The following is a 12198-nucleotide window of genomic DNA, read 5'->3' as shown; positions in this document are numbered from 1 at the left end:
GCATCAAAAGGTTTATCATGATTTTTGGGTTAGCACGGGAACTCTTCCAAAATCTCTATTGACTCTCTGACCACTTTTGTATATATGACCACACCTATTTCCATTATACAAATATAGCATACAAAAAGCAGAGTGTCAATCAAAAAAACATGAAAATCATCGAATCTTCTAGGCGAGTTCTTGTTTGCCAAAACCGCACTTGTCGCAAGCAAAATGCAGCCAAGGTACTGACAACTTTTCAGCAATTGTCCGGTGCAGAAGTCGAAGTTGTCGCTAGTAGTTGTTTGGGACAGTGCGGTAACGGGCCGATGGTGTTGGTGCTACCAGAAGAGGTTTGGTATAGCGGTGTTTCTGCTGAAGAAGTTGCGGCAATTACCGATCGACATTTGCGGGGTGGAAAGCCGATAGAGGCGATGCTTTATCGTAAGTTTCACCGCCATTCTGTAGGGGCGGTACCCCCGAACCCGCCCGCCGATGTTTAAGCTTTTTTGCCGTGTACTTGAATGCGTTTGTCGGTTTTTTGTTTCTTCACCCAAGAGAGAAATTTCTGGAGTTGGGGGTCATTTTTGAGCTTTTCTAGGGTGTTGAGTTCTTGGGCGAGGTGTTTGTTGTCGAAGAGAGAGTGAATCTGGCGGTGACAGGCCGAGCAAATGTCGATCGTCGGACTGGGATCTTCGTTCTTCCGCTTGGTGTTTTGTTTGGGGATGAGGTGGTGGGCGGTTAATGCTTCCATTTGTCGATCGCACAATTCGCACTGCATAATTTCCTCAATGCTGGTGGATGGGAGAATTGCTTCTTTTAATTTAGCGTCATTTAGGGCGATCGGCTTTGAGAAAGTCAGTAAAGGTCGATCGCACTTCCCAAACAATAAAAAACCCCCAACCGGGGGTCATCTTAATTTTATCAGGTGGGACAGGCATCTTGCCTGCCCGCTAAGTACAAAAGCCTACGCTCAAATTATGTACAGCAGCACAAACAAAACAATCCAGATCACATCGACAAAGTGCCAATAAATCTCAGTCGCTTCGATGCCGAAGTGGTGTTCGCTGGAATAGTGATCTTGTACGCGCGATCGCCAAACGACCCCAGCCATCAGCACCACTCCAAACGTCACGTGCAAACCGTGAAAAGCAGTCAAAACGTAAAAGCAACTGGCATACAAATTAGTCGTCAACCCAAACTCTAAATGAGTATATTCGTAAACTTGACCGCACAAGAAAACGACGCCCATAGCGATAGTCACGAGCAACCAATTTCGCATACCCGTCGCATCATTCTTTTTGATCGCAGCATCCGCATTGTGAATCACAAAACTACTAGCAATCAGAATCACCGTGTTAATTCCCGGCAGCAATAACTCGCGATCGGGTGTACCTTCAGGCGGCCACATCGGGGCCATCGCCCGATAAATCAAATACGCGGCAAACATACCCATAAATATCATGCCTTCAGATCCCAAGAACACAAGTACGCCTAGCATTCTGTGGTCGGGATGCTCTTCGCCGTGCGCTTCTATTTCGGCGCTGTGGTGGTAATTTAGAGCCGTTTTTTCTGGATCGATCGCTGGAATTTGTTGCATAATAAATTGCTAGTTGGTAATGGATGTTGAAGGAAGAAGGAAGAAGGAAGAAGGAAGAAGGAAGAAGGAAGAAGGAAGAAGGAAGAAGGAAGAAGGAAGAAGAAGGAAGAAGGAAGAAGGAAGAAGGAAGAAGGAAGAAGGAAGAAGGAAGAAGAAGGAAGAAGGAAGAGAACATTCGTGCCAACAATTGTCTGAAAATCTTTGTATCTCTCGTTTATAGCGGAGGCTCGATCCCCCTAAATCCCCCTTAAGAAGGGGGACTTTGAGTGTGTCCGGTTCCTGCATTCTCAAGGGGGGCTTTGAGTATGTCCAATTCCTGCATTCTCAAGGGGGGTTTTGAGTATGTCCAATTCCTGCCTTCTCAAGGGGAGCTTTGATTGCTTCTTGTCCCCCCCGACCTAAGGGGGGCTAGGGGGGATCGAGAGCTTAATCGTCAGACAGCAGAGCGGTACTAGGTTTGACGTGTTTGTTGACTGATGACTGATGACGTTCGCGAGCGGGGACGCTCGCGCTAATCACTGATGACTAATTGCTATCTTGACTTTCATCACCAGGAGAATCAACGTTTATCTCTGATTCAGGCTCGACCAAAGTAGCAGTCCCGCCAAAGAAAGTGGAAACTTGAGCCTCCGCAATCGGAATACCCCGTTTCTGGGCGTTGCGTGTCGCATTTTCCCTCAACTTCAGCCTGAGACGTTCGCCAGTGTTCTGAATTTTTTCCATGCCGTAATCGTAAGGCCCGGTTGCCAATACCGGTATTCCTTCAAAATTTTCGATCGGCGGTGGCGAAGTCGTCATCCATTCCAAACTTAAAGCTTGCCAAGGATTGTCACCTGCTTTCGGGCCGTACCTCCAACTCCAAATCACGTTAACAATAAACGGGATTGTCGAGACTGCCAGCATATAAGCGCCCACAGTACAAATGACATTAATTGTCGTAAATTTTGGGTCGTACATTGCCACCCGCCGGGGCATTCCTTGCATCCCCAAAGCGTGCATCGGCAAGAAAGTTACAGTAAAGCCCACATAGGTTAAAACAAAGTGAACTCTACCCCAAAATTCGTTAAGCATCCGCCCCGTCATTTTGGGGAACCAGTGGTAAAAAGCCGCGTAAATTCCAAACACTGAGCCGCCAAACAGCACGTAGTGTAAGTGAGCGACGATAAAATAAGTATCGTGAACGTGAATGTCGAAAGGTACGGAAGCTACCATGATCCCGGTGATGCCACCGAGGAGGAATGTTGAGATAAAACCCATCCCAAATAACATCGCACTCACTAGGCGGAGTTTGCCGCCCCAAATAGTTGCCAACCAGCTAAATATTTTGATCCCAGTGGGTACGGCGATGATCATGGTGGTGATCATGAAAAACATCCGCAGCCAGCCGGGAGTACCGCTGGTAAACATATGGTGCGCCCACACGATTAAGCCCAAAAAGCTGATGGCGAGACTGGAATAGGCGATCGCCAAATAACCAAAAATTGGCTTGCGCGAGTGCACTGGCAACACTTCTGAAATCACCCCAAAAAAGGGCATGATCATAATGTAAACAGCCGGGTGCGAATAAAACCAGAATAAATGCTGGTAGACGACCGGATCGCCGTTACCAGTCGGGTTAAAAAATGCCGTTCCCGCTAACAAGTCAAAGGATAGCAAAATCAAGGCTGCTGCTAGCACTGGAGTAGCAACTAAAGTCAGCGCTGAAGTCGCAATCATTGCCCAGCAAAACAAAGGCATTTCATTGAGACTCATGCTCGGAACCCGCATCGTGAATATGGTAACGGCAAAATTTACCGCCCCCAAAATCGAAGAAGTTCCCAGGAACAAAACGCTGAGAATCCAAATTTCTTCCCCCATTTGAGCAGTAACTAAGCTCAAAGGCGGATAGGAAGTCCAACCAGCCTGGGGAGCTCCCACCAAAAAACTGCTCAACAGCAATACGCCGGCTACGGGAATCATCCAAAAAGCCAGGGCATTGAGCCGGGGAAATGCCATATCTTTTGCCCCAATCATCAGGGGAATCAAAAAGTTAGCAAATCCGGCGCCTGCGGGGACAATCCATAGGAAAATCATCACCGTGGCGTGAACAGTAAATAAACTGTTATAGAGTTCCGGGGCGACAAAATCGGAGTCGGGTGTGGCGAGTTCGGTTCGCACTAAGGTAGCCATCACGCCGCCGATTAGATAGAATCCAAAAGTTGTAACTAGGTATTGAATACCGATGACTTTGTGGTCGGTATTAAATGTGAAATAATCTCGCCAATGTCTATCGGCGGGTGCTGTTCCGCGAGCATCTATGTTGGCAGTTTCTTGGAACTGTGCTTGTGTCATAGTTATTAGTCATTAGTTATTAGTCATTAGTTATTTGCTCTGGATTAAATATCCATTGCCAGGAACTAATGACTATTTTTTGTGATGAGTTGGATGAAGTTGTTCTAGACTTTCGGGATTAATTTTTATTTCCCTGACGTAGGGAGCTAAGAATTCCCCGTCTGACATTTTTTCGGGATTGATGGCAACTGCTTGCTCTAAGTTTTGAGCGCTAGCAACTTGCTGTTCTTTCACCCAAAGGTCGAAGTCTTCGGGTGTGTGAACGAATGCTACAGCTTTCATTGCTCCGTGATATGCGCCGCACAATTCAGCACAAACAATTCGGTATTCGCCGACTTTGTTTGGTATAAATCTTAGTTCGCTTCCTCGCCCAGGAATTGCATCTTGTTTGAGCCGAAATTCGGGCATCCAAAATGCGTGCAGCACGTCTTGAGCTGCAAGATTTAGCTGTACGTCGCCGTTGAGTGGCATATGCAGTTCACCGGAACTAACGCCACTTTCTGGATAGCTAAAAATCCAGGCGTACTGCAAACCCATGACATTTACTACTAAGTCTGCTGGTTTTTCTTCGTTTTCTGGGGCAGCACCTACGCCTAGGGCAATTTGTTTTTCTGGCTGAATTTGAGGTGCTTTTTGTGGTGTATCTGACAGCGTGCCTGCGATCGCACTTCCGCGCATTTTAGAGTGCGATTGCATTGTACCGTGATCGTGATTACCCATCGGATCGAGGCCACCCATTGAGTTGTAAATCTCAAAACTGTAGACTCCGATACCTAAAATAATCACCGCTGGTAGGGCTGTCCATAGAATTTCTAAGGGAAAGTTATCATGCCAAGCTGGCCCGTCTGTATTGTCTCCTTCACGACGGCGATATTTAATTACAGCAACGACTATCACTCCGTGGACTAGGATAAATAATCCTATGGAAAGTGTCATCATTGTGTTGAATAGTCCGTCTATCTGCGATGCTTGAGCCGAGGCGGCGATCGGCATTAATCCATGATTCTGGCCGTACCAGAGACTGATCAGAGTCACTCCGATGCCGACGAGCATGGTGAGGATGGAACTTGGAATGTTCAAGCTAGTACCTTTTAGTAGCGACACTTCTTCGCTGGAATAATTAGGGAAGCGCCTCTGGGTTGTCAATTTTTAATTGTAGATTGACATTTTGAACACAATGCCTATCTTAAGGCTTACTTAATGCTTAGTATTTTTGGGCGATCGCTCCTTCGCATGAATACGGCTTATGTCCCTTGACAAAAATCAGAAAAAATGGTAACAAATTTGTTTTCTTTGCTACTAAATTTGAGATTGTTTTTCAAACACCATTAAATGCTGCTGGGGTAACATATCTTTTGTCTCTTTCCATACTAAACCGACGGCGGCCATTTCTTTTTTCACCTGTTTCTGGGTCATTTTGTGCAAACCTTTAATGGGAAGCAGCGGATTTTCGCCCCGATACTCGATCGATACTGTGCGGCCTCCTGGTTTCAGTGCTTTGACAATTCCTTGCATCATTTCTCTGGGATAGGCAAACTCATGATAGGCATCCACCATCACAACTAAATCGACGCTGTTTTCCGGCAAATTGGGATTGTCGATACTTCCCAAAACTGGCTCAACGTTAGAGATATTTTTTTCTTGTTTATTTAATTCAATAAAGTTGAGCATTTCCGGCTGTACGTCAACGGCGAAAACTTTTCCTTCGGGAACTAGGGGGGCGATACGAAAGCTAAAATATCCGGTTCCGGCTCCAATGTCTGCTACAATGTCGGTTGGTTTTAAATCTAGATTGTTGACTAATCGAGCTGATTTTTCTTCCATGCCACGAGATGGTCTTTCCAGCCAACTAGCGCCTTGATATCCCATGACTTGGGCAATTTCTCGACCCATGTAAAATTTGCCGGTGCCGTCGGGATTGTGGATTGTTCGCTGCTGATAGATTGTATCTTGGTTGGCGATTTTATTGGCTGCTGATGCGCCGAGATTGAGCGGAAATACGCAAACTATTGTCAGGATGATTGCTGTTAATAATTTAATGAATTGTGGGATTTTATTCACGGTATTTATGATTGTGTATTTGAATGGTTACTCGCGATCTGCCCATTGGTGACGACTTAATGTTAAACGTAATTAGGTACGTAGTTGCGCTTGGGCGCTCTTTATAATATAAGCTAAGAGCGCTGAAGCGCAACTACGTACCTTAGGAATATTGAGAATAGTTCAAGATTTAGCTGACGGCGGATGATAATAATTTGATTGTACCAGCAGTTGCGTCGATTTCGACTTCTTTGCCGATCGGCAAAGTGAACTTATCCCGAATGTGTCCCACCATCGAACCGTACCAGGCGGGAATATTCAAGGGGCGAATGCGATCCGTCAAGACTTGAGACAAGGTGAGGGACTCTTGCGGTTTTTCGGCCTCGCACTTGGTGCACTGTCCGAAAACAAAACCGGATATTTTATCAAGAATGCCTGCTAATTGGAGCTGCGTCAACATTCGATCGATACGATAAACCTCTTCGCTAACTTCCTCGACAAACAAAATACTGTTTTCCCAATCCGGCAAATAAGCTGAACCGATTAGTGTTGAGATTACTGATAAATTGCCGCCGATGAGTTTTCCCCTAGCTGTGCCGCGCCGGATGGTCTCTACAGGCATAGTTTTGGAGTTTTGCATGGTCACAGAACCTCCGTCAAACAAAACTTTTTTGACGTAATCTACTGTAAATGGACTCCAACTTGAAACACCTAAAGGGCCGTGGAAAGTAACTATATTAGTTTTAGCATGAATTGCCAATAATAGCGCAGTAATATCGCTGAATCCCATAATAATTTTGGGATTGTTGCGGATTATATTGTAATCCAGGAGTGGCAAGATGCGACCGCAGCCCCAGCCGCCCATCCCGGTAAAAATAGCTTGCACTGAGTCGTCGGCAAAGGCTGCGTTGACATCGGCGGCGCGATCGGCATCTTTGCCTGCTAAGTAGCCGTAGCGGTCGTAAAAATGCTCTCCTAGCTTAACTTTTAAGCCTAGGTTATCCAGCACTTTGAAAAATTGCTGCACTTCTTTTTCGTAGTTGAAAGCGGCAGGATTGATTAAGGCTACTGTATCGCCGACTTTGAGGCGGCGCGGCTCGATCGCACTTTTGGCAAAAAGGTTGTTTTGGGCGATGGGTAAAAGCTGAGTACCAATAGCAGTCAGCCCAAAAGTTCTGAGCAGGTAGCGGCGGGCGAAAGTCATAACTGTTAGGTAATTTGTGCTATAATTGTATAGCAAAATTTCTGCCAGCTCAGCTAAAAATTGCCAGTTGCGAATGAAAACAGACAGTAAAATCTCAGCTAAAAAATCCTGGGCCAAATCTTTAGCCCGTCCTGCTGCGGAGTTTCCGCTGACTCAGCTATCGGTTAAAAGTGGTAAAATTCCCGACGGATTGCGCGGCACTCTCTACCGCAACGGGCCCGCACGTTTGGAACGCGGCGGTGTTGCTGCGGGACACTGGTTTGATGGCGACGGTGCAATTTTGGCAGTACATTTTACTGATGTCGGTGCTGCTGCTGTTTATCGCTACGTGCAAACAGCGGGATATCTAGCTGAAGAAAAAGCCGATCGATTTCTCTACAGTAATTACGGCATGACAGCACCGGGCCCTGTGTGGTTGCGGTGGACTAAAACAGTTAAAAATGCTGCGAATACTTCTGTTTTAGCTTTGCCCGATCGCCTTTTGGCATTGTGGGAAGGTGGCCCGCCTCATAGCCTTGATTTACAAACCCTAGAAACTATTGGTATAGACAACTTAGGAACTTTATCAGGAGAATTTAGCTATTCGGCTCACTGCAAACGTGACCCGATTAGTGGTAATATTTATAATTTTGGAGTTGCCCCTGGTGCTACTACTAATTTGAATCTTTATAAAAGTAATTCTACAGGTAAAGTCGTCCAAAAAGCAACTATTGCTTTGGATGGAATTCCACTGATTCATGACTTTGTTTTAGCTGGCAAGTATTTGATATTTTTTGTGCCACCAGTGCGACTGAAATTTTTACCTGTGTTAGCTGGAATTAGCAGTTATGGTGACTCCTTTGAATGGAAACCGGAGTTGGGAACAGAAATATTAGTTGTTGATTCAGAAACTCTATATTTAGTTGGTCGCAGCAAAACCGATCCTTGGTTTCAATGGCATTTTGCTAATGGTTTTGTCAAGGAAGATGGTTCCGTGGCGGTTGATTTTGTACGCTTGGACGACTTTAAAAGCAATCAGCGACTTAAAGAAGTAGCGACAGGTGAAACTCGCACCAATGCCGAGGGGATTCTCTGTCGAGTGCATCTCAATCCGCAGACGGGGAAAGTGATAGCAACAGAAGAATTGTTGGATAAACCTTGCGAATTTCCGATTGTACTTGCTTCAGAAGTAGGACAAGACTCGCGGTATGTTTATCTGGCAATGTATCGGCCTGATGTTGATATTGTAGCGGAACGTTATGGCGCGATCGCCCGTTTGGACACGCAAACCCGCAATCTCACAATTGCCGACTGCGGCGAAAATCGCTATCCCGCAGAACCCATCTACGTTCCAGATATTTCATCGGAGAAAGGTTGGATTTTGACAGTTATTTACGACGGCAATTCTGATAGCAGCGAAGTGTGGATATATGAGTGCGACGGACTTTCGCGCCCGCCTGTTTGTCAGCTAGAATTGCCTGGTGTCATACCTTTGGGCTTTCACGGTACTTGGAAATCGACCGTCTGAGAAGATTGTAAAGAAGTGTTGCGGAAGATTTATTAAAAATTGTTGCAGCTTTGAGGTGGAGTTGTTAACGTGTGTGTAGATAGGAGATTCTCATATCTAGGAGGTTTCATCAGTTGACAGTTGACAGTTGACAGTTGACAGCTACCTATAGCCGTCGATAGAAGAGGATTGGAGCAATGAATCATTTTGTTTGATTTTCCCCTAAATGGGGAAGCTTCAGACCCAATTTTAAGGTATGGAATTTATGCTCTGTATTGCTCAAAAATCCCGGCGAAGGTCATTCGCGACTACACAAACAAAGTCTGCCTTCGCAGACTAAAGAAAGAGGGAAATTAAGCCAAAGTCGGTATGATTTTCCACCTGGTTTTCCCATCTCAGGTTTGTCTGCTTGAATGAGGTTGAGTAGCCAGATTTACAACCAATTTCTGGCAAACCAAAAGTTTAGTTCAACTCACGCGCCCGTTGGCGATTCAAAAGTTTTGAGTTAACTCCACAAAATTCATAACTCGCAACTTATAACTTCGCGCGCGGTGAGTATCAAAATCAGAGGGTTTTATCTATGCAGCTTCAAGGAAAAACAGCTCTAGTTACAGGGGCTTCACGTGGAATTGGGCGATCGATCGCCCTGGAATTAGCCAGACAAGGAGTCAAACGCTTGCTGATTGTAGCGCGCAACCGCCACCAGTTGATCGAATTGGCAGAGGAAATCGATGTTTTTGGTACAGAAGTAGTGCCGTTAGCTTTAGATTTAACTCAGTCAGTGGCGGTGAATATTGCGATCGCCCAAGCTTGGCGAGATAACGGCCCAATTCACCTGCTAGTCAACTGTGCAGGCGTCGCGCACCAAGCATCCTTTTTGCGATCGCCGCTACCGTTAATTGAGGAAGAAATCGCCTTAAATTTGCTCGGAACCTACACAATCACCCGGTTAATAGCGAGGCGAATGGCTGCCCAAAAAGACGGAACAATCGTCAATGTTTCGAGCTTGATGGGCAAAATTGCCGCTCCTACAATGGCAACTTATTCTGCTACTAAATTTGCCATTTTGGGCTTTACCCAAGCATTACGCAGCGAGTTAGCCGCCTACAATGTCCGAGTCACAGCTTTGCTACCATCTCTCACAGATACCGACATGGTGCGAGACTTGGAGCAATTTCGCTGGGTAGTACCGACAACTCCCGAAAAAGTTGCCCTCGCACTTGTCGCGGGATTGCACAAAGATGCGCCGGAAATCTTGGTAGGATATCAAAGTCATTTAGCGGTTTGGTGTCACAGAATTGCGCCTTGGCTGCTCGATTTTGTGTTGCGGATGGCGACTCCTGAACTTAGGGATAAATCCCAGCGCGATCGCAAATTGCGATCGGTTTTAGCTGGCGGGCGATAAATCTGTTTCGGCTACGTAGGGTGCGCTTCGGCGCACCTTACGGTTACTCGGCGGTTGAAACCGCGTCTACACAAACGATGTCCGCCTCCGCGGACTAAGAAATAAAGCGATCGCAGGGTGTACGTTTCTGTTAAAGTTAATATTATTCTAAATAATATTAAGCTTGCCAGAATGAACAATATAAAATCATTACTGAATTACAAGAGTAGCCAAAAACAAAAAATTTCAGTTCCTCCAAGTCCTCTGGTTGAATTTGCCTCAAGTTGGCGGATAGCTTGGGGGAAAATAGATGCGATCGCAGATGATGCAGCGTGGCGAGAAGGTCAAATTGCGATTATTTGCTCTAACCCAAGTGTTCAGCTAATTCTCAGTCCCTCTGAAAAATTTGTGATTGTAGGCGATATTTGGCTCAGCAATCGATCGCAATTGCTGGAAAAATTGGGCATTTCTGCGAGTAGTTGGCAGGGGTGCGATCGCCAATTAGTGGCTCAACTGTGGGAACGCTGGGGCCCTGAATGCTTGCCGCTGCTGGCGGGTATGTTTGCGTTTGCGGTTTGGGATCGTCAATCGCAGGTTTTGCGGCTGGCGCGCGATCGCACGGGCGCGCGCACTCTCTACTACACTACTGTTGGCGCGACTCGCTGGATTGCGCCTCAACTGCGGGCGATCGCAAAATACCACTCAAGGGCGATCGACCTCACAGCCCTGCGAGATTACCTCTGTTGTTCGTTCGTTCCAGGCGATCGTACCCTCTGGCAGCAAGTCCGAGAACTGCGTCCAGGAAGCATTTTAAGCTTGCCTGACGAGACAATTTCGGCTTACTGGGAACTGCGAGAACAAGTTGTCGAGGCGGAACAATCTTTGGAATGGCACGGCGCGAGATTGCGAACTCTTTTAGACGAAATTGTCCGGGAATATTTGCCAGCAAATCAACCTGTAGGCGTGTTTCTTTCCGGCGGGTTAGACTCTAGCTGCATTGCGGCTTTAGCTGCTCAATTTTGCGATCGGCCAATTCACACTTACTCAATTCATTTTGGCGAAGAATGCGCCAACGAATTAGAGTTTTCCAGTTTAGTCGCCCAACACTGTCAAACTGAACACCACATTTTAGAAATTAGCTTTCGGGATATGTGGGAAAAGTTGCCAGAAACTATGGGTTACTTAGACGATCCGATCGGCGATCCGCTGACAGTGCCAAACTTGCTATTAGGAAGAATGGCGCGGGAATCAGTCGAAGTAATTCTGAACGGCGAAGGTGGCGATCCTTGTTTTGGTGGCCCCAAAAATCAACCGATGCTAATGAACAGTTTGTACAATTCTGTCACTAATTTGGATGCGCTGCCAGCATATTTGCTGTCATTTCAAAAGTGCGCGGCGGATTTACCTCAACTTTTAAAACCGGAATTTTGGGCAGCGATGCAAGCAGAACCTTCGGTATTTAGTGCGGATTTGAATGCTAGCGGGAATTATCTCAATCGATTAATGGCATTAAATATCAAGTTTAAGGGGGCAGACCAGATTTTGACCAAAGTGAACAATTTGACTCAAGCTGCGGGGTTGCACGGGCGATCGCCTTTGTTCGATCGGCGAATCGTGGATTTGAGTATGACGATTCCGCCTGAGTACAAATTATCCGGGGTTGTGGAGAAAGCTGTGCTCAAACAAGCGGTGGCAAATTTGCTGCCGGCTCAAATTTTAGACAGGCCCAAAAGCGGGATGCTAGTTCCCGTACAGCAAGGGTTTAAGAGGTTTTGGCAGCGGGAGGCTAGGGGTTTGCTATTGTCAAGAAGAGCTGCTATTGCTCCTTATTGTAATCAATCTTTAATTGCTCAATGGTTAGATTATGAAGGAGATACTTGGGGGCGTTATGGCGTTAAGCTGTGGCTATTGACAAGTTTAGAGCTTTGGCTGCAAGGTAATAAGTAAGATCATGTCCGAGCGATTGCACATTATATTTGTAGGGACTTAGGCAGTGCCCATTAGTGTCAACTTAAGCCTGAAACCCCTGAGAATTCTCGCTTTTACCCCAGTCTAGATCCCCCTAAATCCCCCTTAATAAGGGGGACTTTGAGGATATTTCTTGTCCCCCCCTTATTAAGGGGGGTTAGGGGGGATCGAAACTTTGATACCAACAAGAGAGACGGCCGGTTTGA

The 12198-nt window shown here is 46.2% G+C and carries 11 protein-coding genes; 5 read left to right on the top strand and 6 right to left on the bottom strand.

The genetic code is table 11. The features are described 5' to 3' along the window. The first annotated feature begins 149 nt into the window (after positions 1–149). Positions 150–482, top strand: coding sequence for a (2Fe-2S) ferredoxin domain-containing protein (locus JGK36_RS05995; protein ID WP_293176941.1), 333 nt, complete (start codon positions 150–152; stop codon positions 480–482). Here JGK36_RS05995 and JGK36_RS05990 read toward each other — a convergent pair. Then, positions 479–868 (bottom strand): HNH endonuclease, encoded by a 390-nt coding sequence (locus JGK36_RS05990; RefSeq protein ID WP_366516536.1) that lies wholly within the window; start codon positions 866–868, stop codon positions 479–481. The two genes, JGK36_RS05995 and JGK36_RS05990, sit on opposite strands and share 4 nt — an antisense overlap. Positions 869–952: 84 nt before the next feature. After that, positions 953–1579, bottom strand: a complete 627-nt coding sequence (locus JGK36_RS05985; protein ID WP_293176940.1) for a heme-copper oxidase subunit III — start codon at positions 1577–1579, stop codon at positions 953–955. 19 nt (positions 1580–1598) lie between these two features. On the opposite strand from JGK36_RS05985, the gene JGK36_RS05980 reads away from it, so the two are divergent. Next, positions 1599–1799 carry a hypothetical protein gene (locus tag JGK36_RS05980; protein WP_293196527.1) on the top strand — a complete coding sequence of 67 codons (201 nt, stop codon included), beginning with the start codon at positions 1599–1601 and terminating at the stop codon, positions 1797–1799. 305 nt (positions 1800–2104) lie between these two features. Here JGK36_RS05980 and ctaD read toward each other — a convergent pair whose 3' ends face one another. The 4 genes from ctaD to JGK36_RS05960 form a co-directional block, all read right to left on the bottom strand. Then, the gene (gene ctaD / locus JGK36_RS05975) at positions 2105–3910 is read right to left on the bottom strand and encodes a cytochrome c oxidase subunit I (protein WP_293176938.1); all 1806 of its coding nucleotides are present in this window, start codon (positions 3908–3910) and stop codon (positions 2105–2107) included. Between the two features lie 72 nt (positions 3911–3982). After that, positions 3983–4990, bottom strand: coding sequence for a cytochrome c oxidase subunit II (locus JGK36_RS05970; protein WP_293176942.1), 1008 nt, complete (start codon positions 4988–4990; stop codon positions 3983–3985). Positions 4991–5209: 219 nt separating this feature from the next. After that, the gene (locus tag JGK36_RS05965) at positions 5210–5971 is read right to left on the bottom strand and encodes a class I SAM-dependent methyltransferase (RefSeq protein WP_293176937.1); all 762 of its coding nucleotides are present in this window, start codon (positions 5969–5971) and stop codon (positions 5210–5212) included. 169 nt (positions 5972–6140) lie between these two features. Beyond that, positions 6141–7154 (bottom strand): LD-carboxypeptidase, encoded by a 1014-nt coding sequence (locus tag JGK36_RS05960; RefSeq protein WP_293196528.1) that lies wholly within the window; start codon positions 7152–7154, stop codon positions 6141–6143. A 73-nt stretch (positions 7155–7227) separates the two neighbouring features. Here JGK36_RS05960 and JGK36_RS05955 point away from each other — a divergent pair, with 73 nt between their 5' ends. From JGK36_RS05955 to JGK36_RS05945, 3 genes are all read left to right on the top strand, one after another. Beyond that, positions 7228–8661, top strand: coding sequence for a carotenoid oxygenase family protein (locus JGK36_RS05955; RefSeq protein WP_293196526.1), 1434 nt, complete (start codon positions 7228–7230; stop codon positions 8659–8661). A 559-nt stretch (positions 8662–9220) separates the two neighbouring features. Beyond that, entirely contained in the window at positions 9221–10045 is an 825-nt protein-coding gene (locus tag JGK36_RS05950) for an SDR family oxidoreductase (protein WP_293196525.1), read from the top strand. Positions 10046–10216: 171 nt separating this feature from the next. Next, the gene (locus tag JGK36_RS05945) at positions 10217–11971 is read left to right on the top strand and encodes an asparagine synthase-related protein (RefSeq protein WP_293196524.1); all 1755 of its coding nucleotides are present in this window, start codon (positions 10217–10219) and stop codon (positions 11969–11971) included. The last annotated feature ends 227 nt before the right edge of the window (positions 11972–12198 follow it).

This window comes from Microcoleus sp. PH2017_35_SFW_U_B (assembly GCF_020737865.1).
In the GTDB taxonomy this organism is placed as follows: domain Bacteria; phylum Cyanobacteriota; class Cyanobacteriia; order Cyanobacteriales; family Microcoleaceae; genus Microcoleus.
Note: the sequence above shows the minus strand (reverse complement) of the source record. Positions and strands in the feature narration are given on the sequence as shown.